The 25,523-nt window shown below is 39.9% G+C and carries 21 protein-coding genes; 7 read left to right on the forward strand and 14 right to left on the reverse strand.

What is annotated here, in order from left to right:
- Nucleotides 1-61 precede the first annotated feature (61 nt).
- Both CWC18_RS04860 and CWC18_RS04865 read left to right on the forward strand, forming a co-directional pair.
- Entirely contained in the window at nucleotides 62-3,376 is a 3,315-nt protein-coding gene (locus CWC18_RS04860; RefSeq protein WP_138592160.1) for a type I restriction endonuclease subunit R, read from the forward strand.
- A 125-nt stretch (nucleotides 3,377-3,501) separates the two neighbouring features.
- The gene (locus CWC18_RS04865; protein WP_138592161.1) at nucleotides 3,502-4,533 is read left to right on the forward strand and encodes an AI-2E family transporter; all 1,032 of its coding nucleotides are present in this window, start codon (nucleotides 3,502-3,504) and stop codon (nucleotides 4,531-4,533) included.
- On the opposite strand, the gene CWC18_RS04870 is transcribed toward CWC18_RS04865, so the two are convergent.
- The 5 genes from CWC18_RS04870 to CWC18_RS04890 form a co-directional block, all read right to left on the reverse strand.
- Entirely contained in the window at nucleotides 4,527-4,943 is a 417-nt protein-coding gene (locus CWC18_RS04870) for a hypothetical protein (protein ID WP_138592162.1), read from the reverse strand. The two genes, CWC18_RS04865 and CWC18_RS04870, sit on opposite strands and share 7 nt — an antisense overlap.
- Complete coding sequence (locus tag CWC18_RS04875; protein ID WP_138592163.1) at nucleotides 4,930-6,270, reverse strand: ATP-binding protein; 1,341 nt, start codon at nucleotides 6,268-6,270, stop codon at nucleotides 4,930-4,932. The genes CWC18_RS04870 and CWC18_RS04875 overlap by 14 nt, the downstream gene beginning before the upstream one ends.
- Complete coding sequence (locus CWC18_RS04880; RefSeq protein WP_138592164.1) at nucleotides 6,264-6,938, reverse strand: response regulator transcription factor; 675 nt, start codon at nucleotides 6,936-6,938, stop codon at nucleotides 6,264-6,266. The genes CWC18_RS04875 and CWC18_RS04880 overlap by 7 nt, the downstream gene beginning before the upstream one ends.
- Before the next feature lie 2 nt (nucleotides 6,939-6,940).
- Nucleotides 6,941-7,192, reverse strand: a complete 252-nt coding sequence (locus CWC18_RS04885; protein ID WP_138592165.1) for a PepSY domain-containing protein — start codon at nucleotides 7,190-7,192, stop codon at nucleotides 6,941-6,943.
- A 90-nt stretch (nucleotides 7,193-7,282) separates the two neighbouring features.
- Entirely contained in the window at nucleotides 7,283-7,579 is a 297-nt protein-coding gene (locus CWC18_RS04890) for a YciI family protein (protein ID WP_138674829.1), read from the reverse strand.
- Between the two features lie 171 nt (nucleotides 7,580-7,750).
- Here CWC18_RS04890 and CWC18_RS04895 point away from each other — a divergent pair, with 171 nt between their 5' ends.
- Nucleotides 7,751-9,175 carry a sodium-dependent transporter gene (locus tag CWC18_RS04895; protein WP_138674830.1) on the forward strand — a complete coding sequence of 475 codons (1,425 nt, stop codon included), beginning with the start codon at nucleotides 7,751-7,753 and terminating at the stop codon, nucleotides 9,173-9,175.
- A 234-nt stretch (nucleotides 9,176-9,409) separates the two neighbouring features.
- Nucleotides 9,410-11,431 (forward strand): S9 family peptidase, encoded by a 2,022-nt coding sequence (locus tag CWC18_RS04900; RefSeq protein ID WP_138674831.1) that lies wholly within the window; start codon nucleotides 9,410-9,412, stop codon nucleotides 11,429-11,431.
- A gap of 49 nt (nucleotides 11,432-11,480) precedes the next feature.
- On the opposite strand, the gene CWC18_RS04905 is transcribed toward CWC18_RS04900, so the two are convergent.
- Genes CWC18_RS04905 through CWC18_RS04915 form a run of 3 tightly spaced genes read right to left on the reverse strand, consistent with a single transcriptional unit; the run spans nucleotide 11,481 to nucleotide 16,427 of the window.
- A complete protein-coding gene (locus CWC18_RS04905; RefSeq protein ID WP_138674832.1) occupies nucleotides 11,481-12,047 on the reverse strand; it encodes a hypothetical protein in 567 nt (188 codons plus the stop codon).
- On the reverse strand, nucleotides 12,044-12,790 hold the full coding sequence (locus tag CWC18_RS04910; protein WP_138674833.1) for a hypothetical protein: 747 nt from the start codon (nucleotides 12,788-12,790) through the stop codon (nucleotides 12,044-12,046). Before CWC18_RS04910 ends, CWC18_RS04905 begins: the two co-directional genes overlap by 4 nt.
- 52 nt (nucleotides 12,791-12,842) lie before the next feature.
- Entirely contained in the window at nucleotides 12,843-16,427 is a 3,585-nt protein-coding gene (locus CWC18_RS04915) for an AAA family ATPase (protein WP_138674834.1), read from the reverse strand.
- A 472-nt stretch (nucleotides 16,428-16,899) separates the two neighbouring features.
- On the opposite strand from CWC18_RS04915, the gene CWC18_RS04920 reads away from it, so the two are divergent.
- Nucleotides 16,900-18,774 (forward strand): S8 family peptidase, encoded by a 1,875-nt coding sequence (locus tag CWC18_RS04920; RefSeq protein WP_171041040.1) that lies wholly within the window; start codon nucleotides 16,900-16,902, stop codon nucleotides 18,772-18,774.
- A 315-nt stretch (nucleotides 18,775-19,089) separates the two neighbouring features.
- On the forward strand, nucleotides 19,090-19,299 hold the full coding sequence (locus tag CWC18_RS04925; RefSeq protein WP_010363226.1) for a cold-shock protein: 210 nt from the start codon (nucleotides 19,090-19,092) through the stop codon (nucleotides 19,297-19,299).
- A 121-nt stretch (nucleotides 19,300-19,420) separates the two neighbouring features.
- On the opposite strand, the gene CWC18_RS04930 is transcribed toward CWC18_RS04925, so the two are convergent.
- Complete coding sequence (locus CWC18_RS04930) at nucleotides 19,421-20,062, reverse strand: CPBP family intramembrane glutamic endopeptidase (RefSeq protein WP_138592173.1); 642 nt, start codon at nucleotides 20,060-20,062, stop codon at nucleotides 19,421-19,423.
- Nucleotides 20,063-20,130: 68 nt separating this feature from the next.
- Nucleotides 20,131-20,718, reverse strand: a complete 588-nt coding sequence (locus CWC18_RS04935) for an inner membrane-spanning protein YciB (protein ID WP_138592174.1) — start codon at nucleotides 20,716-20,718, stop codon at nucleotides 20,131-20,133.
- Between the two features lie 154 nt (nucleotides 20,719-20,872).
- Here CWC18_RS04935 and CWC18_RS04940 point away from each other — a divergent pair, with 154 nt between their 5' ends.
- On the forward strand, nucleotides 20,873-21,148 hold the full coding sequence (locus tag CWC18_RS04940) for an HU family DNA-binding protein (RefSeq protein WP_138592175.1): 276 nt from the start codon (nucleotides 20,873-20,875) through the stop codon (nucleotides 21,146-21,148).
- Between the two features lie 7 nt (nucleotides 21,149-21,155).
- Here CWC18_RS04940 and trpA read toward each other — a convergent pair whose 3' ends face one another.
- From trpA to trpD, 4 genes are read right to left on the reverse strand one after another with little or no spacing between them, the layout of a single operon-like run.
- The gene (trpA, locus tag CWC18_RS04945; protein WP_138592176.1) at nucleotides 21,156-21,962 is read right to left on the reverse strand and encodes a tryptophan synthase subunit alpha; all 807 of its coding nucleotides are present in this window, start codon (nucleotides 21,960-21,962) and stop codon (nucleotides 21,156-21,158) included.
- Nucleotides 21,962-23,146, reverse strand: a complete 1,185-nt coding sequence (trpB, locus tag CWC18_RS04950) for a tryptophan synthase subunit beta (RefSeq protein WP_138592177.1) — start codon at nucleotides 23,144-23,146, stop codon at nucleotides 21,962-21,964. The genes trpA and trpB overlap by 1 nt, the downstream gene beginning before the upstream one ends.
- A 7-nt stretch (nucleotides 23,147-23,153) precedes the next feature.
- The gene (gene trpCF / locus CWC18_RS04955) at nucleotides 23,154-24,521 is read right to left on the reverse strand and encodes a bifunctional indole-3-glycerol-phosphate synthase TrpC/phosphoribosylanthranilate isomerase TrpF (RefSeq protein ID WP_138592178.1); all 1,368 of its coding nucleotides are present in this window, start codon (nucleotides 24,519-24,521) and stop codon (nucleotides 23,154-23,156) included.
- Nucleotides 24,514-25,518, reverse strand: a complete 1,005-nt coding sequence (gene trpD, locus CWC18_RS04960; RefSeq protein WP_138592179.1) for an anthranilate phosphoribosyltransferase — start codon at nucleotides 25,516-25,518, stop codon at nucleotides 24,514-24,516. Before trpD ends, trpCF begins: the two co-directional genes overlap by 8 nt.
- Nucleotides 25,519-25,523 lie beyond the last annotated feature (5 nt).

Here is a 25,523-nt window from a genome sequence, read left to right on the forward strand (position 1 = left end):
TACAGCGATAAAAGTACGCTCAAAAAGCGCCAAAATAAAACAATAATAATAGGGAAATATTATGCAGTTTACAGAAGCTCAATTAGAAGCAGCCATTATAGAGTTACTGGGTGATCAAGGCTACCTGTATACCTCTGGTTCAGACTTTTCTATGGCTGACGGCACACGAGAACCAGAGCAGGTATTAATAAAAGAAGACTTACGCGCCTATCTGGCAAATCGTTATGCTGCTGATGACATTACCTCGGGTGAAATTGACAGTATTATCTTACAGCTTGAAACCTTACCGGTAGGCGACTTATATGAAAGTAATAAAACCTTTTGTAAGTGGTTAAGTGATGGCTTTTTATTAAAACGTGAAGCAGGTAGTAAGCCCGGTGAAGCGTCTAAAAAAGATTTATATATTCAGCTAATTGACTATGACCAAGTAAAGAAGGCAGAAGTCGCGGTTGCTCAAGCGTCACATGAAGCGTTACCTAGGGTTGCAGAGTCAAGCATCACTTATGCTGCTTCAACACAGCACAATATTTTTAAGATCGTTAATCAGCTAGAGATTGACAGCCCATCAGCAGATAACGCCATGCGTATTCCTGATGGTATTATATATATCAATGGTTTGCCTGTTGTTGTGTTTGAATTTAAGAGCGCCATTCGTGAAGAACAAGCCACATTACATCATGCCTATGTGCAATTAACCACTCGTTATCGCCGTGATATTCCTCAGTTATTTGTTTTCAATGCACTGTGCGTGATTAGTGATGGGGTAAATAATAAAATGGGCAATGTATTTGCACCTTATGATTTTTATTATGCATGGCGAAAAGTGACGGGGGATGAATCAATAGAGCAAGACGGCATTAATGGCTTGCATACTATGTTGCAAGGCTTGTTTGATAAAGAACGTTTATGTGATGTTATTCGACACTTTATTTACTTTCCTGATAAATCTAAAGATGAAGTAAAAATAGTGTGCCGTTACCCACAATATTACGCAGCTAGAAAGCTTTTTGAGAATATTAAGAAAGAGCGAAAGTTGCTTACTGCTGGCGGCAATGTAGAAGGGGGCAGTGGTAAAGGCGGTACGTATTTTGGTGCTACAGGCTGTGGTAAAAGCTTTACCATGCAGTTTTTATCACGGCTTTTGATGAAAAGCGTTGAATTTGAAAGCCCGACCATTGTATTAATTACCGACAGAACAGATTTAGACGACCAGTTATCTAAACAATTCTCCAACGCTAAAAGCTATATTGGCGATGATCATATTGTGAGTGTTGAAAGCCGCGATCAACTAAGAACACTTCTTAAAGGCCGACAAAGTGGCGGTGTATTTTTAACGACCATTCATAAATTTACCGAAGACATTGAAGTACTCACAGAGCGTACCAACGTTATTTGTATTTCTGATGAGGCACATCGTAGCCAAGTAAACTTAGATCAAAAGGTGGTGATTACTGATAAAGGCCCTAATGCCGGAGTGAGGCGCACATACGGTTTTGCAAAGTATTTACATGACTCATTACCTAATGCGACCTTTGTTGGTTTTACCGGCACACCTATTGATGCCACGTTAGATGTTTTTGGTGAGGTAATAGATGCGTATACCATGTCAGAGTCGGTGAAAGATGAAATAACGGTGCGTATTGTTTACGAAGGCCGTGCGGCAAAAGTATTGCTTAATAATGCCAAGTTAGAAGAGATAGAAGCGTATTACAAGCAATGTGAAGACTCTGGTAGCAATGAACATCAAATAGAAGAAAGCAAAAAAGCCACTTCGAGCATGAACTCGATTTTGGGCGATCTTGATCGCATACGCACGCTAGCTAAAGATTTTGTTGAACACTACGAAGCACGCATCACTGAAGGTTCTACCATAAAAGGTAAAGCCATGTTTGTTAGTAGTTCACGTGAGATTGCTTACCTGTTTTATCAGGAGCTGGAAGCGTTACGCCCTGAGTGGTTTGAAATACTGGAGTGCGAAAAAGGCTCTACGTTAAGCGAACAAGAGAAGAAGAAAATCAAACCGATGGAACGTGTCAAAATGGTTATGACACGTGGTAAAGATGATCCAGAAGCCCTGTATAACTTACTAGGCACCAAAGAGTACCGTAAAGAGTTAGACCGTCAGTTTAAGAATGATAAATCTAACTTTAAAATCGCCATTGTCGTTGATATGTGGCTTACTGGTTTTGATGTCCCATTTCTTGATACGATTTATATTGATAAACCACTGCAAAAACATAATCTTATTCAAACTATTTCACGTGTTAACCGCAAGTTTTCAGGTAAGCATAAAGGTTTAGTGGTCGATTACATCGGTATTAAAACGGCGATGAATAAAGCGTTAGCGCAGTTCTCAAAGTCAGAAGAAACGAACTTTGAAGATATTAATCAGTCGGTTATTGCGGTTAAAGATCATTTAGATTTACTCAATCGAATTTTCCATCAGTTTAACTCTTCTCCATATTTCACTGGCGAGCCAGTGGCACAGTTAAATTGCTTAAATTCTGCGGCTGAATTTGTACTCTCTATTGGCAAACTTGAGAAACGCTTTATGGCCTTAGTTAAGCGTTTAAAAGCCGCTTATGATGTGTGTTGTGGCAGCGAGAAGCTTTCAGAAAAAGAGCGGGATTATATTCACTTTTATTTAGCTGTTCGCTCAATTATTTATAAGTTAACCAAAGGCGATGCGCCTGATACTACTCAGATGAACGCTAAAGTGCGTGAGATGATTGCAGAGGCGCTTAAAAGTGAGGGGGTAGAGGAAATATTCAAACTTGGCAACGACGATGGTGAGATTGATATTTTTGATGAAGACTATCTTGCCAAAATTGGCAAAATAAAGCTGTCCAATACCAAAATAATGCTACTGCAAAAAATGCTAGCTAAAGCCATTGGAGAAATGAAAAAGGTTAATCTTGCACAAGGGGTAGATTTCACCAAACGGTTTAAGGCGTTAGTTGAAAAGTACAATGAGCGAAAAGAAGAAGATGTATTGGTCAGTGAAGTATTAGAAGACTTTTCTGATGAAATTATCAATATGTTTACCGACCTTAAAACTGAGATGGACTCTAACGATGACTTAGGTATTAGCTTTGAAGAAAAAGCCTTTTACGACATATTAAAATCGTTGGCTGTTAAGTATGACTTTACTTACCCTGACGAGAAATTAATTGAATTGTCGCAAGCTGTAAAAGAGGTTGTTGATGATAAAGCCAAATACACCGATTGGAATAACCGTGATGATATTAAGGCTGAGTTAAAAGTTGATTTGATCATGCTACTCCATAGGTTTGGCTACCCGCCGGTTAGTCGAGACGAAGTGTATAAAGAGATTTTTGCACAGGCTGAAAATTTTAAGAAAAATAGAGTGGCATAGGGAATTAGAGAATTAAATTATGCGTACTCTACAACAATCAAGTAAAGCATTGGACTGGACTGTAAATAGTTATGACTTTATCAGGGAATGCATTAGAATCAGAAAAAAATCGTTAAGGAAATCCAGTGTCGTCATTATCGGGTTTAAACAGAAGCCTTGTTATTTTGGCCTCTTTGTTTGTTGTGCTAGCGGGCGTGAAGTTAGCAAGTGACATCATTGTCCCTTTTATTTTAGCCGCCTTTATTGCCATTATTTGTAATCCATTACTTCGATTCTTTGCACGCTTTCATATACCGAAAGGTCTCTCTATCGTGATTATTATTTGCTTAATTAGCGCTGTTGGGATGAGTCTGGCAGGCCTTGTAGGCCAATCACTTACCGACTTTTCTAAGCAACTTCCAGATTACAGAGAGCAGTTACAGGATAAATTTATTTGGCTTGTCGATATAGCAGCGCAGTACAATATTCTCATAGATAAAAACCAGTTAATTTCACTCTTTGACCCTGGAAAAATGATTGACATGGCGACCAATATGCTAACCGGTTTTGGTGGGGTTATGGCTAACTTATTTTTAATCATTTTAACCGTGGTGTTTATGCTATTTGAAGCACCTATGTTAAGTAAAAAGGTGCATTTGGCTCTAGATGACCCGGAAATGAAAATGCTACAAATTGACCGGTTTTTAGAGTCTATTAACTCTTATCTAGCGATTAAAACTATGGTGTCGCTTGGTACTGGGTTTTGTGCAGGACTGTTACTCTGGATACTTAATGTCGATTATTTCGTGTTGTGGGCAGTGTTGGCTTTTTTATTGAATTACATCCCTAATATTGGGTCTATTATCGCGGCTATTCCTGCGGTTTTATTGGCTTTGTTGACAGTTGGGCCTGTGGCATCTGGTATTGTGGCAATTGGCTATATTACGATAAATACTGTGATGGGTAATATTATCGAACCTCGCTTTATGGGACGAGGCCTTGGTTTATCTACTTTAGTGGTATTTCTTTCGTTAATTTTCTGGGGGTGGTTGTTAGGCACTGTCGGTATGTTGCTGTCAGTTCCACTGACGATGATAGTAAAAATTGCTTTAGAAGCCACTGAAGAAGGTCAGTGGCTTGCGACCATGCTCGGAAATGGTGAAGTTAAAGTTCAATAAGGATGTTTTAAATCTTCTATGTGTCTTTTTAACATGCGGATTTTACATTTTTTATAAATAATGGCTGCTTTGGTTGCGTTGGGCATTTGATGTAAGTAACGCCACCGACAGCTATCCTCAATATAGTTGTCTTGACGAATAAAGCTTCGCTCAATAATAGGGAGTAATTGCGAGTTACCCGTATCTTGCTCGATCAAGTCCATATCAAGACGAAGTTTTGTGATCCAGGTTTTACGGGTGCGTTCGAGGTTCCTGATGTTATCATCTAAACACACAATGTAATTTTTAGCCCGAGACGGGTGCGTGTCAGCTAAGGGATCACAGTCTTTCAAAATGTCGAAATTTGCCTGCGCAAATGTCGACAACAATAGACAAGGTAATGATGTTAATAAGTACTTAGTTTTTTTCATAATTAAACTCAATCGTAAACCTAGCCCCACCCTGGGGTGAATTATCGATGTGTATTTGGCCGTGGTAGGCGTTAACTAAATCAGAAACAATGGCCATGCCAACACCGTGCCCTGCTTCATACGTATCTAACCTTGCACCGCGTTTTAATAGCTCGGAACGCCGATTTTCTGGTACACCTGGCCCATCATCACAAATTTCAATGCGTAAGCCTTTTTTTTCCAATACAGCGATATTAATTTCGACTTGTTTTACACATGCTTTACAGGCGTTATCTATGATATTGCCAAGAATTTCCATTAAATCGGTTTTATCGCCTAAAAAGGCAAGATTGTCATCACAAGTGTACTGAAAATCAATGTGTTTATCATAATAAACCTTTCTCATTGCATTGAGTATAGAATGTAGCACAGGTTCAATTACTGTTTGTTTTTTCCATGTATCTGATGCGCCAGTCGCGGCACGCTTTAATTGGTGTTCGATCATGACGTTAATACGATCTAATTGTTCTTGCGCATCGGCGTCACTTGCCATAGGGCTTGATTTTAGTACTGCAAGTGGCGTTTTAAGGGCATGGGCTAAATCGCTCAAAGAGGCGCGGTAGCGCTCTTTTTGACGTCTTTGCGAGTCTAATAATAAATTTAAGTCAGCTTTGATTGTTTGCAACTCAATAGGGTATAAGCCACTTATTTTGTCCCTTTCTCCGGCTTCTACCTCCTTGATTTCTTTATCAAGTCGTTGCAGTGGCCTTGCATTCCAAATGAAGCCAACGGCCATAAGCCCAGCGATGATCACGCCCATCACCAGCATCCAATTTACGAGCGTATTTCTAAAACCGGACATTTGTGCCACTAAGGCCCCATTACTTTTTAAAAGGATGAATCTCGCGTGTTGGCTCTGCTCTGCATTACCGAGTATCACCGTTAAGCTCAGTTGCCAGTATTTGGCATTGTTATATTCAACAAGCTCAAATTCGGCTGCACCAGCTCTGCCATCAATAAATTCTGGCGTCACTGACAAGTTAACGGCTGACTCAGAATACCAAACAAGGGTTTGGTCTTGGTATACCATAGCGAATGTATCGGAATTAAGCCGGTTTAATTCAGGTGCCAGAATAGTACGTGGCATTTCAATTCCGTCGGACACGAATTCAACTTCAGAAATGAGAGAGTAAAGGTGGGCTTCTAAGGTTTTTTCTGTGGCATCAACCAGTGACGCATGATAAGCGCGGCCGATAGAAAAAAACAGCGCTGGTAGAGCGATAATTAAAACAAAGACAAGGATAAATCCTTGCCTTATTTTCAAAGAGATTTGCGCTGCGTTTACCACTGACTTTTAAACCTATATCCTCTTCCTCGAAGTGTTTCAACGGGATTGAGTGTGCCGTCAGGGTCAAGTTTTTTACGCAGTCTGAGCACGAACACCTCTATTACATTGGAATCAAGGTCGAAGTCTTGATCATAGATATGCTCTGTTAGCTCTGATTTAGAAATGACCTTTTGTGGATTCACCATAAGGTATTCAAGTACTTTGTATTCATATGCAGTTAAAGACAGCTCACGATCATTTACCCACACTTGCTGAGAACGCGTATGAATCTTTATCGGACCGATACTCATCTCTGGATTAGCTTGTCCTGCACTTCTTCTAATTAATGCATTACAGCGAGCAATGAGTTCTTCGAGGTGAAAAGGCTTGGTCAAGTAATCATCGGCACCCGCGTCGAGGCCCTCGACTTTATCTTGCCATCTATCGCGGGCAGTGAGGATTAATATGGGAATATCAATGCCCGCTGCACGGGCTTGGCGGATGATTTCAATCCCATTGAGTTTGGGTAACCCAAGGTCAATTACGGCCATATCAAGTGGGTATTCTTTGAGATGAAACAACCCTGATTCGCCATCATGACATAGGTCGATACTGTACTTTTCTTTTTCAAGCGTACTACGTAAATTCTCGGCCAGTTGAATATCATCTTCAATTACTAAAATTCGCATTTCTAATCCTTTTTGACCTCACCAGTCATTTTATTTACTTTGAGGTCTACAATACGACCGTTGCTTTGTAATATACGTACGATGAAGTGATCACCTTGCTCAGTGATCTTTAAAGTTTTTCCAGCATAGCTTGCGAGTGCAAGTTCTACCGCCTGTTTTTTGGTAATTGTCTGTTCAGTAGGCTTTTCAGCACTTAGGGCACTGTTTGAAGTTAAAAACAAACCCAGTAGAAACAAACAAACTGACAATCGCATTTTACAAAGCTCCACGATCTTAAATTTACTTAACAAGAGTGTATAAGATTAGAAGTAAGGTGATTAACCTTTCCTGAACTTATACTCGGATTAGAATACTTTTTTAAATGGTTTTACGGTACAACCTGAATATACGCCAGCGATAAAATAGGGATCATCATTGGCCCATTCTTTGGCATCTTTCAAAGACGCAAATTCTGCGATGAGTAAAGACCCTGTAAATCCTGCTTCACCTGGTTCAGTAGAATCAATGGCGGGCAATGGACCGGCAGTGACTAATCTGTCCTGTGCTTGTAATTCAGTTAATCTTGCTAGGTGCGCAGGTCTTGCGCCCAAGCGCTTTTCTAACGAATTTTCTACATCTATTGAGTAGATCATGTATAACATAGCTTTGCTAATCAGTAAGATAAAATTTCCTTATATTAGTCTGATTCATATTACGTTGTAAACGTTGATGCGATTTGTGTAGGGCTTTAACGTTAAATACTTGAAAATGACACGCCAAGACTGTTAGAGTCGCTCGGATATTAATTAAAAAATAATAATAAGGTTGTCTGCATGAGTGCAAATCGTGAGCATTTTAGCTCCCGACTAGGGTTTATCTTAGCAGCAGCGGGATCTGCTGTTGGTATAGGTAACTTAGTTGGCTTTCCAGTATCGGCTACCAAAAATGGTGGTGGTGCTTTTTTATTAGTCTATGCGCTATTTGTGGCATTTATATGTCTCCCTGTAATGATGGCTGAAATGGCGATGGGTCGAAAAGCACAGCAAGACCCATACGGCGCATATAAAACATTATCCGGCAATGATAAGAAATGGTCATTTGCGGGAATGCTCGCTGTTCTGACACCGTTTATGATCGCGGTATTTTACATGGTAATTACGGTGTGGATATTTGGCTATCTTGCCCAGACAGCCCTGGGTAATTTAGATGCACTCGCTGATCCTAAGCATTTTGGGCAATTTATAAACCAATCAAGTGTGTTTTGGTACATGTTATTGGTAGGGGTGATTGTTAACCTGATCCTTGTTGGTGGCGTGAAGCAGGGGATTGAGAAAGCAGCGAAATTCTTAATGCCAGCATTGTTTGTGTTGTTAATAGGTCTCGTTGGCTATGTGCTGACCCTTGATAATGCAATGGCGGGCGTTCGTTATTATGTTATTCCTGACTTTTCTAAAATGAATGCCAGTGTATTAAATGGCGCTCTGTCACAAGCATTCTTCTCGTTATCGTTGGGTATGGGTATTTTAATGACCTATGCATCGTATATTTCTAAGAAAGAGGACATTGTTGGTGGTGCTAAAATGGTGGCAGTGACAGATTCATTGGTTGCGTTTATCGCCGGTTTAATGGTGTTACCTGCTATATTTAGCTTTAATCCTGCGACCAATCCAGATGAATTGTCAGAGTCGTCAGTGTCAATGATTTTTGTTTACCTGCCCAAAATTTTGCTAGCTATTCAATCTGATATTGGCTACACAGGTGCGTCAATTGTGGCATTTATATTCTTCTTGTTGGTATTTTTTGCCGCAATAACGTCTTTGGTTTCAATCATCGAAGTACCTACAGCGGCATTAATTGAAGAAAAAAAGGTAAGCCGGAAAACCGCATTAATCATATTGGCTGGTTCAACTGGGGCATTAACCGTCTTGTGTACTATGTCTTTTGGTATGGTTGATTGGTTAACTCAGTTTATTAGTTATGGCGGTGCTCCCAAGAGTTTGTTCGATTTAGTGTACGATGTTTTTTACGATACGATTTTACCGCTTAATGGGTTAATGGTATGTCTATTCGTAATCTACCGCTGGAAGAAAATAAAACTGTCTGAGGAGTTATCACTAGGGTGTGATGGTTACAAAGGAAGCTTCACCGAGAAATACGTGAATTTTTCACTGTCGACGTTTATTCCGGTTATTTTACTTATTATTTTTGTTAATACGGTCGCGACTAAGTTTTTTGCTGTGAGCTTATTTGGCTTTTAGTAACGACGAGTGGTGATTAAAAGCCAGCATGAGTTGCTGGCTTTTTTGTTTTTACTGATATTTTCTAAGGAATGGCCTTGTCTACACGCAGGCATTGTTATGTGAAGAATGCGGTATCAGGGGGCTGGAAGTCGTTGCTCTCTTATCTGAGACATTTCATCGACTAATCAGTGACGAATGGTAAATTTTGTTTAAAAATGTGTGTTACTTAATAACACTCGTTTGGAATTTTTCATGTCATATAGAAACCGTCTTGCGGTCGCGATTTGCGCGTTATTACCCGTAATGGCCCACGCTGATAGCATTTTCACTGCCAAAGATATCTTTTCACTAGAATATGCCAGTGATGTACAGCTTTCACCTGACGGTGAGCAAATAGTTTACGTACGTAACAGTAATGACGTTATGAATGACAGTAAACGTCGCAACCTGTGGTTGGTAAATACAAAAACCAATGAGCAGACGCCATTGTTTTCAGGGGCAAATCAGTTTAGTCACCCTCGATGGTCTGCTGATGGTAAAAAAGTGGCATTCATCAGCAATGTATCGGGTTCCACGCAAATACATGTGCATTATTTAGCTGAAAATAGAACCGCGCTTGTGTCACAACTCACCTCTGGTGTGAGTAACTTAACTTGGTCACCTGACAGTCAGTGGCTTGCTTTTAGCCAACAGGTCAATGAAAAGCCAACAGTGGTTGCAAAAATGCCTGTAAAACCTAAAGGCGCTAACTGGTCTGAGCCTGCTATTGTTATCGATAAAGCCTATTATCAGGCTGATGGGCGTGGTTTGGTAAAACCAGGTTATAAGCAGATTTTTGTTTTACCTTGCGAAGGCGGTACACCAAGACAGTTAACCTCAGGTGAGTTTCACCACAGTGGCAAACTTGCATGGCGTCGTGATTCTAAATCGATAGTATTCTCCGCAAACAGAATTGCGGATTGGGAATATAAAAGGTTAGAAGGTGATTTGTTCGAGATCAGTTTAGATAACAAATTAACCCAACTTACGTCGGCACCAGGTAGAGAGCATTCGCCTAGTTTCTCTGAAAATGGTAAACAGTTGGCATATTTAAGCGCTTCTAACGCACCAAATCCTTATCGTAACCACAAACTAAATATTATGACGTGGCGTACTAAAAAGTCAGAAATGATTGCCAGTGATTTTGACCGTTCGATACAAAACCCCACGTGGATTGGTTCATCTAAGCTCGCAATGTCGTATGACGATTTTGGCAAACGCAAGCTTGCGACCATTTCCACAAGCGGGAAAATTAAAGACTTAACCGATACCGTGTCAGGGAGCACGTTAGGCCGACCTTATTTAAGTGGTTCATTTAGCGCTAATTACGCCGGTGATATTGCATATACATTAGGCACAAGTGAACGACCGTCAAATGTCGCGATGGTGAGTAGCCGGGGTAAAGTGAAGCAGTTAACGTCTTTGAACGAAGATTTGCTCGCTCATAAACGACTTGGTAAAGTGCATGAAATCAATTACAAATCATCATTTGATGGTGAAGCAATACAAGGTTGGTATATAACACCTCCCAATTTTGATCCGACTAAAAAATACCCTTTATTGTTAGAAATTCACGGCGGCCCTCACTTAGCTTATGGTCCTCACTTTTCTGCTGAGCTCCAACGATATGCAGCAGAGGGCTATGTGGTATTTTATGACAATCACCGAGGTAGCAGCTCATACGGCGAGCGTTTTGCGATGCTATTAAAATATAAATATAGCTCTAAAGAGGATTTTGCAGACCACGACTCAGGGGTTGATGCAATGATAAAAACAGGCTTTATCGATGAGCAAAATTTATTTATTGCAGGGGGATCCGCTGGCGGTATTGCGACTGCTTATGCTATTGGATTAACAGAGCGTTTTAATGCCGCAGTGGTAGTAAAACCAGTAATTAACTGGCTTAGCAAAGTACTTACCGCAGACAGTGGTTTAACCCAGATCCCTACACAGTTTCCAGGGATGCCTTGGGATCATGTTGAGCACTACTGGCAGCGTTCACCTATGTCTCTCGTTGGTAATGTTACAACACCAACCATGTTAATGACCGGTGAAGAGGATTTGCGAACACCGATGGCAGAGACTGAGCAGTATTATCAAGCATTAAAGCTACGTAAAATAGATACCGTTCTTATAAAAATACCGGGCGCACCACACGGTATTGCAGGAAGACCATCGCGTATGATCAGTAAAATTGAGCATACCCTAGCATGGTTCGAAAAGTATAAGAAATAAAGCATAGAAAGAATGGGCATTTAGGTGCCCATTCTTTCTACAGTGATCGTTAGTCACATAGTGGTAATGAATAAAATTCAAGCATTAATTTGAAGTGGCCATCACTGACATACTCATTTGATAGTATTTTGCCTTGACCAGTAACATAATCACCTTCAAAAGAATGTACCAGCTCACCTTCCATGACAACTTGTTGACTGTGCTTCGCCCAATAAATGCGTATTCCTTGTTTAGTGCCTCGAAATGAAGAGAAATAATCGTTAAATTCTCTTTCTTTGCCTTTTATCGGGTTTAATTCAAAGTCAACATTTTCTAACATATCTTGCCCAAAAGAACTAAAAACTGCTAATTGAAACGTATCGTTGATGATTGTATCGAAATCCCACCAAGGTTTATTTCTTTGCTTTAACTCAGCACTGGCGGCCAATAGAGGTACTTCAAAATGACGTTTAACAATAGGTTTTTGTGCATGTTTAGCATAAATAGTATCAATAACTAATAACTCTTGAGAGTTGAGACCCGCTTCTTCTCCGTGTTCAAACTCGCTAATAGATTTTGCGATCAGGTGATCTTCAAGTGACTTTAATACCTTGTCTGTGATCTTAACCTTGTTCATACTGATATTGTCTCATTTAATTTGTTGCTGTGATTGAGAAAGTAGATGTCTAAATTTGAGCTGTTAAGTTCTAAATCTAATTCAGACTCTTTGACTCTGTGAGAGAGTTTATTTACAAATCGTGATATATGGGTAATTGCTGTATTGCCTTGAAATCCATGTAATTGACCTAGTTGCTTTTGTGTTTGCCCACTTTGTCTAAACGACAATGAGAAGAAGTCAATAAACAAAGCTTGCTTGCGTTGATCTTTTTCTTGACCGATAGTTTCAAGTAGTAAGTTTATGAATTTGTTTGCACTTTTATCAATTTGTATTCCTTGATGAGGCGTTAATTGAGAGGCAGGCATCATTTCTATAACATTATTCGAATGCTCTGAACTTTGGCCGTCATAAACATGTGTCAATTGTATTGAATTAGTGTCGTCAAGTGAGTTAGCTAACTCACTTGGAGACTTTTTACGGAATGTGACGTTGTTACTCATATCTAAATACGCGCACTCGAAAGCTCGATAAGTGTATGCCTTTAGTAAATGATTAAATTCATTTTGAATGCTCAATTTATCTTCACTGATAGCATTATTGTCGAGCGTTAATTCTCGCTGTGTAGCTTTGATCACTTTTAGCAAGGTCTCTTGTATGATCGCTTCGGTGTCAATACGGTGGTCTGATATCGATTTCTTTTTGGTTAAAAATTTAATAAATCGGTAAGCCTCTTGCACCGATTCTTTTTGATGAAACCACATCTACACCTCCTTAATTATTGTTTTTTTACTATCAAAAATATTTGCACAGATGTTATGGCGTTATATTTTTAGAGCATTTCAAAGTTTTTATTTGATGGTTGAATTTATCTAATGCTTTAAGCCACCCTGAATTTGGGGTATTTGCAATATGTCCCTCAGTAAACGTTTGTCCTTTTGAAAAATAGTTACATGCAATACTATTTTGTTTCAACTCAGCAGCAATGTATCCTAGATTGAATAGCTTTTTTCTGTGGCTTGTTTTGTATTGGACGTTTTTGGGTTGCTTTTCTACTAATATTGAAGTGATTTCTTTGGCTTTTTCAAAGTACTCTATCGCAGTTTGTTTTTTTCCAGAGTTGTATAAATGGTTTGCGTATTTTGAATATATGCTTTGAAGTAAATTTGCAAAATGTAAGTTTTGCTTGTCTTGACTAGCGAGCTGCTTGGCTGTATCGATCGCCAATTTATAACTTTTACTACTCATTAATGGTGAGTTTGTTTTTGCATAGTATTCGGCATAAGCACTATACAGCTCTGCTGTATGGCCAAGCCAATCTATATTTGTATTGTCTAACTTCTTAAGTTTTGTGGCTATTTCCATACCTGACATAAAGTACGTTTGAGCTTTAGCCATCTGCTTTGTTGTGATAGATCGTTTACCTAAGCGCGTGGCAAGTAATAACTGCGCAACTTGCACATGTATATTATCAGGATCTTTGATAGCGTAGGTAGCAGCTATTTCATTAGCATTTTCATAATAACTATATGCTGCTGTTTTATCAGTGTCTAATTCAGCGAGGTTTATGTACGTTCTTAGTAAGTTATACTTCAAGTTTAGGTGATTTGGATCTTTGTATAGTTGGCTTTCTAAAATAGATTTCGCTTGGAGCAGCATAGGAGTCGCTTGAGAACCGGAGTCGGATGTCAAAGCGAGATTTCTCAAAATATCTACTTTTAAATTGCTAATATGTTGGTCAAATTCTTTAGATAAAGCTAGATCATTGAGGCTAGTTAAAAGGGCATTGAGTTCAGTTCTCGCAGGTATAACATCGCCTGAGTCGAGTGCGATGATAGCTAATTTTGTAGCGATCTCTATCGTGAGCAACGTCATTTTATCGGTCTTTTCTAAGAGTGTATCAGCTAAAGTGATTGCCTTCACAAAGTAATCATGCGATTTTTTAGACTCACCATGTTTTAGTAGGAGAGCGCCTAACTGGTAATTAAACTCTATGATCACTTGCTTTTGCGCAGCGCTTTGTGACGTTAAATCTGCAAATGTCGACAGTCTTTTCTGCACTGTATCTAAGGCTTTTTCAATTGTATCTATGTGGCTGGAGTCGTCTTGTCTTAGCGTTTTTATTTGTATCAATAACAATCGTAATTTGTCGACATCCGTTAGCGGCAAATCTTCAATACTTTCTGTGAGTTGAGTTAAGTGTTGATTTAGGTATTTCCGGTGATAGGTTGGTAAATACTGAGTTATAAGCGGTTCTAGTGAGTCAATATTGACAAGCACGGTCTCTTTTAAACTCGACAGTGCGTTACTTGCTCTTAGCTGCTCTTTTTGTATTTGCTGTTTTTGTACATAGGCGAAGATGGCAGAGCCCAAAGCTATACAGAATAAGATACTAGTACTGATAAGTTGACGTTTTTGACTTGTGTTTTTTTGCTCTAGTGATGATTGATAGCCTTGTTGAGACTGCATTATGTAGTCTCGAACTTCTTGTAGGCAAATTGTGCCAGGCTGGCTTAGGTATTTTGCGCCCTCTTGAAGTTCATATTTACTTAGCACATATGCATGCTGATCTTGCGTGTTACTTAAGCACTGCTTCCACAATATAAATTTGGCTTCAATACCATGAAACCATTGAAGGTAGCTTTTTCTATCGTTTAGCCAAATATAAAAGCGAGGCCAAATTTGCTGATCTAAGGATAAATCTTCAGCAATAGTGATGAGGCAGTCATGCGTTAGCTTTACGTAGGGAGGTGACTTATGAACTTGATGTCTGATAATGAGCTGTTTTTCTATTAGCTCACTAACCAGCTCTTTCAGATGTGGGTAGTTTTGCAATAGTACGGTGAAGTCGACATGTTTTGCGTAACTATTACCATGTAAATTAACGCCAATAAAAAGTTCAAAGAATTGCTCTGTGAGTTGTTCATGATGACCCAGGATCCGCTCAGCTTGTTTATAAATAACACCGGTTAATTTATTTAACTGCAAGTATTGGGCATGTGTTAGTTGTTTTGGATGTTCGGTTTTTATTGCTAAGCCATGCATTTGTGTGAGTAGATATTCGACTGCAGGCAGCCCATGTGAGAGTTTAAGTGCCTCGGTCTGTATTGTTTGAGCAAGGCCTGGTTCAAGTGTTAAGCCTAGGGCTATAGACTGGTTCTCAATAATATTTATCCAACTTTTTGCTGATAAACTGTGAGTAACGTAAAAGTCATGACCTATCATGTCAGTGTAATGAAGATACTCACTACGGATACTAACTATGACTGTGATAGGGGTAAGTTCACCAAGTAAAGCAAGTGATTGCAATATTTGACTATTTAAATCTGAATCATACAATTCTTCAAATTGATCGATGAACCATATATAGGGTGTTTTGTGGGCACTTAAATGGGCTGAAATCTCATCCAAGTAAGTGGTATTTTGCTGCAGTAAATGGTCTACAAATTGCGCGACAGGTATTTCTAACATCGACAAGATGACACTAAAGCCTGCATCACTCGATGACACAAAGTCTGTAAGAAGCTCATGACTATCTGCGAATTGCTTGGGGGCCGCAATATGCCATTTTAAATTGGGGTGTTCTTTAAGTAACGCAGGCAGTAAACCTGCTTTTACTAAGCTTGACTTTCCACTACCAGAAACACCATGAACTTTTATTAGTGAAGGCCCATCACTGTAGAGAGCATGTAAATCCGAGATTTGCTTGTCTCTGCCAAAAAAATAGAAGGCATCGTAGGGGTCAAAACTACATAGGCCTTTAAAAGTCAGCGCTTCTGCTACAACTGAGCCATCGAAATCATGACTGAGTAAAGTTTGGATCGCTTGGCTAATATGCTCGACGGGGCATACGGTACCGCCATTGCTAACGATTTTGTCTATCAATGCTGGAATAATATCTGTGTCATTGGCCTTGGGCACAAATACAATAAAAGCTTGATTGGGGTGTTTTTGCATTGCGTGAAGTGCACCCATGAGCTTTTCATTTATGTGGCCAACACTATGGACGTTACCACTTGAAGATACCTCTCCTGTAGCAAAAATATGCTCAATAAGGGGGGCGTGCTTTTCTAGGTGTTTTCGATATGCTAAGGCGGCCCCTAGCGAATAGCCTAGACCTACACTTGTACTTTCTTCTTGTAAGCTAATGCTTTCTTGTGCATCACAATGCATATCCAGCTCAATAAAAAACTGGTTTTCCTGACGGTCTATTGGGTTCAATGTCATGAAAGCGGCTTCAGCGGCCATAGTAAAGTAATTCAGTTGTTCTGTGAGCTTATAGCCAAATGTGAGAACAAGGTTATTTGCAAGTTTTACTTTAACTTTTTGTTGGTCTTTGGGCTTTATGAATCGAAATTTAGGCTGATAGGTATAGTGCTTATCAGATAAAAGAATATGCATCAGTGATTGCTCTTATAATTTTTTTGACAAAAGGCTATTAATAGCGTTGTTAGTTACTATGATCAGCATGTTGTTCAAGTCAGTTCAGATACTAACTTGTTTTCAAATAGTAACGGAAATATATGGCTAAAATAACAAAACACTAAATTTAATTTTTCCAACTTAAAGAAATTTTGTCATATTTGCATTGCTTATTGTTGCGCTAATATAGCGAAGGTCTGTAGTTTTGAATCAATATTTATTAATTTTCATAAAAATTCATATTACCGTTATTTCTTCATCGTTTTGCCGTTTTATTAGACTAAGTGCGCTAAAAAAGTAAAAATACAATCAGCACTTTGGGTTATGAAGTGAAAGTCGCTTATCGATTTTGAGCAACACAGAAGCTGACAATAGAGTTATCAGCTTTTATCTTTTCCTTTGTATGATGCCCACCCCTAACATCGATTGTACAATTAATATCGGAGAACTTATGAAAAAACAGATTATTAGAAGTAAGAACTATCTGATGGTAATTTTGTTTAGTTTAGTACCACTATGTATTCACTCGCATGAATCTACAGACGAAAAGGAATATTTAGTTCAGTTTCAGTCTGGCCAAATCGATAATGCATTATCGCAAAACCTAAACATCCTATGGCGTCGGGATAACGTAAGCTTTGCAAAAGGAAAGTTAAACCAAAAGCAAGCTAATGCGCTTAGGGTTCTACCAGGCGTTGTCGTTGAAGAAAATTCTAGCCTTTCGCTTAATGCAGGCTCAATTAAATCACTTCCTAGTATTGCAAACAACGCTGATGTACTTGCATATGATGAATTAGAACCTTATTGGTTAAGGGCAACTGCGATTGAACAGTTGCCTCATGCTGTGCAGAATGTGCCTGTTTGTGTGATCGATTCAGGGTTAGATGCTGGGCACCCTGATTTACCTTCATCAACCTCGGGCTATCATAGTACTTATGCTGGGTTTTGGGATAAAGACGCATTTAGTCATGGTACACATATAGCGGGGATCATAGCTGCTCAAGAAAATGGGGTTGGCGTCAAAGGAGCGTTGAGTGAATCAACCGCAAATCTTCATATTAGTAAGTTAATAAAAACCGCCAATGGTGAGGGGTCAATAATTTGGGGGAGTAATTTAATAGAAGCTATTGAAGTGTGTGCTAGTGTTGGCGCTAAAGTAATTAATATGTCTTTAAGTGGAGAACACTATTCTCGCGTTATGGTAGAGGTCATAGACAGACTTTCTTATGACAAGGGAATTATTTTTGTAGGTGCTGCAGGAAATCACGGTTCAGGCGCTGGTAAGTCAAGTGGTGATCATGATGCAAAGCATTATCCTGCATCATATCATAATGTATTGTCTGTCGGTGCACTCAACGATAAAGGGTCAGTGGCAGATTTCTCACCTATAAACAATAAAATTGATTTTGTAACGCCGGGTACAAAAATAGTATCAACAGCTAATCGTTACCATTTTGCAATACAAAGCGTCGAGTTAGAAACGGCACAAGGTTTTACAAGTATTGCGTATACTCAAATTGATGCTGGTATTAGTGAGCCGCCAGAGCGAGTTGTAGTAAATGAATCTTGCAAATATACATTGGCGGGCAATGTGCTAAGCGATGTATTAGATGCGGGGGACTTGACCGAAGAGACCTATTTAGTGCTTAAAAATGTTGAACGCAGCTGTAAGGAGGATGGGGGGGAGTTTGTAATAATAAATTATCTAGGCTCTGAAAATTTTAGGCTTTATGGCTTACCCTTTTATACCGAGTTCCCAACCGTTTTGGTACATACTTCCCCTGAACTTTTTAGTACAAACAGTCAGATTAGGCTTTCATATTTTAATGATAGTTATGTGGTAGGCGCTGGAACATCTCAGGCTGCCGCGATAATGACTGGTGGGATTGCAAAATTATGGTCTCAGAACACTGACTGGACTAGAGATGAAATAGTAAATGCGTTAAAACAAACTAGTTTAGATCTCGGTAAAGTAGGTAAAGATAGCCAGTATGGTTATGGACTCCCCAATTTCGCAAAAGCATATGACTATTTATTAACAGAGCAAACACAGACTTGCCCTCAAGAATGGTATTCAAATAAAGCGTATCAGAAAGGGCAAAAAGTCGTCTATAACGGAGCCGTTTTTGTTAGTAACTATTGGTCTAAAGGAGAGTTACCACATGTGAATAGTACCAAATGGACTAGTGATGGGTATTGCGATAGCTCCACAAGTAGCCCTCAGAGCGTGGGCAATGACGCTTTTCATTTGATGAACTTAACCGGTTTGGAAATGGAGGATGCACAATATTCATGTAAAGGCTTAACATTAGGTTGTGGTGGTTAGATTACCTAACCAAATTTAATTGACGGGTTTTCACTTGTTACTACTTGCGCACGCAAGGGCAAGGACAAGAAGAATGGACGACTGCTTTTTCATAAAACTCAGTTGGACGTTCTTTTTGTTTAAAGTAATTATTGACTTTACAGGAAAACCCTATATTATTATCCGCAGCTTAAAAGTAATACCTTTTATACACTCCATTTCGAAGCTTTATTAGTATCTCGTCCTGTAGTTTTTAAATATCATTTATTTTTTGTGCTATTACGTCTGACTTTGATGATAGTCAGCAACTTCTTTTTTATATACAGGATATATATTATGTCTAATACAGTTACTGGTACAGTAAAATGGTTCAACGAGTCTAAAGGCTTCGGTTTCATCGCACAAGAAAATGGCGCAGACGTTTTTGCTCACTTCAGTGCAATCAAAAGCGAAGGTTTCAAAACTCTTGCTGAAGGCCAACGTGTAGAGTTCACTCTTTCACAAGGTCAGAAAGGTCCTCAAGCTGACAACATCGTTCCACTTTAATTTTAAAGTGAAAGAATGAAAAAAGGTAGCAGGTGCTACCTTTTTTAATGTCTAAAATTCGTCATTAAAGCGGTCATTTTATTTTTATACTTATTATCCTCCTCACTGACGGTATGAGTATTTAAAAAGTCAGCCCTGAATCTAAGTATTCACCGACCCCTAAGGTAAATACCCATAATCCCCATAGGCTGTGCTCTAAGACACATACAAGCAGTGAACGGCTATGCGCATATGTATAAGCGAACAACAACCCCCCTCCAAATGATAGGCCAATGGCAATCCAATTGTCATATACACAATGGGCTAGGGCAAATACGCTCGCGCTAAGAATAATACGAGCTGTTTTATTTGGCAGTATTTTTTTATAGCGGTGAAAAAAATAGCTACGAAATATGAGTTCTTGCGGAAGAACTGAAAGCAGTGGGTAGGCAATTAACAGTATCAGCCATTGTCGTGTAGAGTCTAATGGAAAACTAAACCAGTTCTCTTGATTTAATAATCCGTATAGCATTGCTGAAAATAATGCACCTGCAAAAAAGCTGGTGAATATGCGCTTTTTAACTGTAGAAAACTGCCCTAAACTCGTAAGGCGAAAACGTTTAAAGTGGGGATCTGTCAGTAATAAAAATGTGCAAACAGCCATTAAAATAATTAAAGCGGGGAATAGCCAGTTAGAAAGATAAAACCGAAAAAAATACGCCAAGATAGGCAAACAGAAAAAAACAAGAAGTAGTTCACACCATCGGTATTGACCTGCATTCAAAGATGCTTCTCACTTTATATTTAGTTTCAAAAACTATAGCAGTAAAAAGCACGCACAATTGTGACAATTTAATTTCCTTCCTCTTCCGGCAAGTATTTATAGACTCTCACCAAAGTGACTAAAATTGCGACAAAGGTGATCCCCATTAAGCCAAACACTTTAAAATTTACCCAAAAGTCTAAAGAGAAGGTGTACGCAATATAAATATTTAGTACCGCGATAAAGGCTAAAATAGCAAACCACATTAAATTTAATTGCTCACAAATGTGTGGTGGCAATTCTATGTTGTTCGGTTCTTGACTGAGATTTGCTTTTTCATTAGCGGACTCTAGAACACCGACAAGTGCTTTTTCAACTAAATTTTTGTTGAATACATATCGAGATACAAGCAGACTTGCCGCGAGCGTCGCATAAATAACAGTGGCTTTCCACTTAATAAACTGCTCATCTTGGAACAAAATGGTTAGGCCACCGAGTATCAGTGCAATTGCAAAAAATATCCAATGTCGAGTTGCAATTGTACGGTGAGCAAAGTATTGATAAGCAAGTTGAATTATTGAAGTGATGATAAGCACACCGGTTGCCCAATAAATATCGACAAACTTATATACACCAAAGAATAAAATAAGTGGGAGGTATTCTAGTAGCGCTGACATTGTTATTTACCTTTTTTAATCAGTCATAGGGTTGTATCAAGAACTCGTGTTAAGTTCAAGATTGACATTTAAGAAGTAAATCCTTAGCCTCAGCTACCCTTCAGCTTTTGTGTCCTATACTGGCCCTAATAAAATTGATTTAAGAGAAGAGATAATGAATAAAACAGACCTCATTGCACAAATGGCACAGCGCAGTGAATTAACAAAGAAAGCGTCACAAGCTGCCTTAAATAGTATTTTAACGACAATTACTAAGCGCCTATCTGAAGGCGATCAGGTTCCTTTATCGGGTTTTGGGACTTTTGCTTTGAGTTACCACCCAGCAAGAACGGGTAGGAATCCACAAACAGGCGAGGAAATCATGATAGAGGGAGCAAATAAAGTACAATTTAAACCTGCTAAGGTACTTAAGAGTACCTTAGCAGAATAAGTCGGGGTTACCTTTGTGTCGCGGCTTTCATTGTTGTGACAAATGCTTTTAAGTCGCTAAGCATTTGTGGCGAATTATCTAGGTTTTTCTCGATAATTTTAACAACAGCCGAACCCGAAATGGCGCCCGCTGCGCCAGAGTCTAAAGCGGCTTTAACATGTTCAGGAGTAGATATCCCAAAGCCGAGTAGTGCTGGTGCTGCATGATACTCTTTTAGCTGCGTAATAATCGAGTCTGCTGGCATTTGTACAGTGGACTCTGTACCGGTTACACCAGCGCGCGATAACAGGTAAGTGTAACCTCGTCCATAGCTTGCACAGGTACGGAGGGTGTCGTCATTAGCATTTGGCGTAGCAATGAAAATAGGTTCTATATTCGCTTGTTGCGCTGCTTGACGAAACATTTTTGATTCATGTAGGGGCACATCTGCGACTAAAATAGAATCAACACCGGCGTCGTGTGCTTGTTGGTAAAACTCATTGATCCCGCGTGCAAAAATTAAGTTTGAGTACAAAAGTAAACCAATGGGGATATCTTGATTATATTGCCTCACTTGCTTGATAATTTCTAAACAATCTTCGGTATTCACATTTTCAGCAAGAGCGCGAATATTGGCTGACTGTATCACAGGGCCATCGGCAATAGGGTCTGAAAAGGGGATCCCCAATTCTAGTGCGTCAGCACCGCCATCAATTAGGCTTTTAATAATCTCAAAGCTCAATGATTTATTAGGATCGCCAATTGTAACAAAAGGCACAAATGCCCCTTGATTTTGGCTAGCTAATTGGTCGAATGTGTTTGCATAGCGGCTCATTATATTGCTCCTTGCTCATTTAATACTTGATGTACATGGGCGAGATCTTTGTCTCCACGACCACTAAGGTTAACAACGATTATGGTCTCTTGCGTTTGACTCTCAGCGTACTTTAATGCGTAGGCTAATGCATGACTAGATTCTAATGCCGGAATGATCCCTTCGTGCTTTGCCAGGGATTGGAAGGCATCGAGTGCTTCAGTGTCAGAAATCCCCACATATTGAGCGCGGCCTGTCTCATGTAAAAACGCGTGCTGAGGGCCAACGGCAGGATAATCAAGCCCTGCCGAGACAGAATAGGATTCTTCTATTTGACCATCACTATTTTGCATGATGTAGGTGTAAGCGCCATGTAAAATCCCTTTTGTGCCTTTACACAGAGCAGCGCCGTGTTCGTCAGTTTCTAGCCCTTTACCCGCAGGTTCCACACCAATCAACTTAACACTTGGCTCGTCAATAAAGTCACTGAACATACCAATGGCATTAGAACCACCACCGACACACGCCATAACCGCGTCAGGTAATCGGCCTTCATTTTCGAGTACTTGCTGTTTCGCTTCTTCGCCAATCATCTTTTGAAATTCACGAACGACGGTGGGGAATGGGTGCGGGCCAGCGGCTGTGCCTAATAAGTAATGGGCTGTTTGATAGTTTGCCGACCAATCACGCATTGCTTCATTTACCGCATCTTTTAAAGTACCTGAACCCGCAGTGACAGGGATGACTTCAGCACCCATTAATTTCATCCTAAACACATTAGGTTGCTGTCTTTCTATGTCTTTGGCCCCCATATATACGCGACATTTTAAATCCAGTAATGCACAGGCTAATGCAGTTGCAACGCCATGCTGACCCGCGCCTGTTTCTGCGATAACTTCTTTCTTACCCATGCGTTTAGTGAGTAACGCTTGTCCTAACACTTGATTTGTTTTGTGTGCACCGCCGTGCAATAAATCTTCACGTTTCAAGTATAATTTTACTTTTGGGTTTTTAACTAAGTTACGTGTCAATGTAAGTGGTGTAGGGCGTCCAGCATACTCATTAAGTAATTGCTGAAACTCTTGTAAAAAACAGGCGTCTTTTTGTGCTTTATTAAATTCCTGTTCTAACTGCTTAAGTGCAGGAACAAGCAACTCTGGGACATACATGCCGCCAAAGTCGCCGAAATAGGCTGCGTTATTCATTCTCACCTCAGTAATTTCTAATGTTAGTAAAAGCGTCTTTCAATTTGTTTTGACACTTTTTGCCGGGGCTTAATTCTACCCCTGAATTTAAATCCAGACCTTGCGCTCCAAATTGGGATGCAGTTTTGACATTGTCTGGTGTTAAACCACCAGCCAGCATGAAGTTACTTACATCATGTGCCTTTAATAGTTGCCAATCAAATTGTTCACCGGTACCACCAAAGCCTTTGGCAGATTGAGTATCATAAAGCAGTTTGTCTACCCCTTCGATGGGCTTTGGTAAACTGGTCTCTACGCCTTGGGCTTTCCAGATCTGGCAGGTTACAGGTAATCCATTACGTAAACGGTTAATGTATTGTGTGTCTTCTGAACCATGTAGTTGCACGGCACTTAATTTAAGCGTTTGGACGAAGTCAATCACCATAGAACTGTCAGCATTAACGAATACGCCGACATATCGCAAAGGAGCGCTTTCTACAACGGCTTTAGCACAGTCTAAGTCTACATAACGCGCCGACTTAGGGTGGAAAATCAGTCCTCCGTAGACTGCGCCGGCTTGGTAAGCGGCTATTGCATCTTGTGTTCGGGTTAAGCCACACACCTTGTTTTCACCTAAAATAAGCTTGCGGCATGCTTCATCTAAATTTTGTTCGCTCATAATTGAGCTGCCAACTAAAAAACCATCACATAAAGGGGCTAGACGTTTAACATCTTGATGGGTATAAATACCAGATTCAGAAATAACCACCTTATCGTTAGGTATAAGCTTGCGCAGCTTTTCTGTGGTGGCTAAATCTGTACTTAAGTCTCTTAAGTCTCGGTTGTTTATTCCGATAATTTGCGCATCTAACTCGAGTGCGCGAACGACTTCTTCTTCATTACTGACCTCTGTAAGCACAGCCATATTGAGTTCTGCGGCTAGCGCTGATAAAGCTTTATATTGTTCGTTGTCAAGGACTGATAGCATGAGTAATATTGCATCACCTCCATTAAGGCGTGCTAGATATACTTGATATTCATCAATAAAGAAATCTTTGCAGATCAGTGGCTGTTCTACTTTACTACGCACATATGCAAGGTAATCAAAGGACCCTTGGAAATATTTTTCGTCAGTCAAGACACTAATGCAGCTTGCATATCGTTTATATACGTCAGCAATTTCATCGAGATCAAATTTATCACGGATCAGGCCTTTAGACGGTGAGGCTTTTTTGCACTCTAAAATGAATTGAGTGCCTTTATTGGCAAGTGCAGCATAAAAATCACGCTTTGAAGGCTCAACGTTATTCACAAATTCGGTTAAAGGTAAATCAATTTTACGCTGAACCAGTTCAATTTGTTTATCGTTAACAATTCTCTCTAACACATTAGCCATTACTCACCTCCACAATCTCGGCTAGTTTGGTCATGGCGACACCTGAGCGTATTACTGTCAATACATGGTCTGTTGCTTCTGTTAGATTACTAGCCTGGTCATTGAGCACGAGCAATGCTGCAACATTAGCGGCAATTGCGGCATTGTGTGCATCAGAACCTTCTCCTTTTAAAAGGGCAATACTGGCTTTTGCATTGTATTCAGGGGTATCTCCTGCGATTTGCGAAAGTGAATAGTTCCTTAGGCCAAAATCTTGTGGCGACAATGTATACTGGGTGATTTCACCATGATTGAGTTCAGTCACTTCCGTAGTACCGTGCAAGGCTATTTCATCGGTCCCGCTGCCATGCACTATCATAGCTCGCTTGGTGCCAAGTGTTTTGAGTGTTTCAGCCATAGGTCGGCATAGCGCAGGATCATACACCCCTAACAGCTGTGCTTGCGGCGCAGCTGGGTTAGCTAACGGGCCAAGGATATTGAATATGGTTCGTGTTTTGAGTGCGCCGCGCACAGGCATAGCATGTTTAACACCTTGGTGATACTGAGGTGCAAATAAAAATGTAAACCCAGTATTTTCTAAACATGCACTGGCTTGCGTTGGGCTCATTTCGAGGTTTATGCCTAAGGTTCTCAGTAAATCAGCAGAGCCAGACTTACTTGAAACACTACGATTTCCATGTTTAACCATATTGATGCCACAAGCGGCTGCAACAATTGCAGCCGTTGTGCTGACGTTAATGGTATTAGCACCATCACCGCCGGTACCACAGCTATCAGAGCAGCTTAAGCCTTTACTATCAAAAGGGACTGCATTATTGCGCATTGACTGGGCCGCGCCAGCTATTTCGTTAACGCTTTCACCTTTTAGCTTTAATGCGATAAGTGCAGCACTGAGCTCTATATCAGTCATATTGCCTAACATGATCTGATCGAATAATTCTTGTGCTTGAGAAAAACTCAAAGACTGTTTATCAAATAACTTTTTTAAACTATCCATGTTGG

Source organism: Pseudoalteromonas aurantia, from assembly GCF_005886875.1.
In the GTDB taxonomy this organism is placed as follows: domain Bacteria; phylum Pseudomonadota; class Gammaproteobacteria; order Enterobacterales; family Alteromonadaceae; genus Pseudoalteromonas; species Pseudoalteromonas aurantia_A.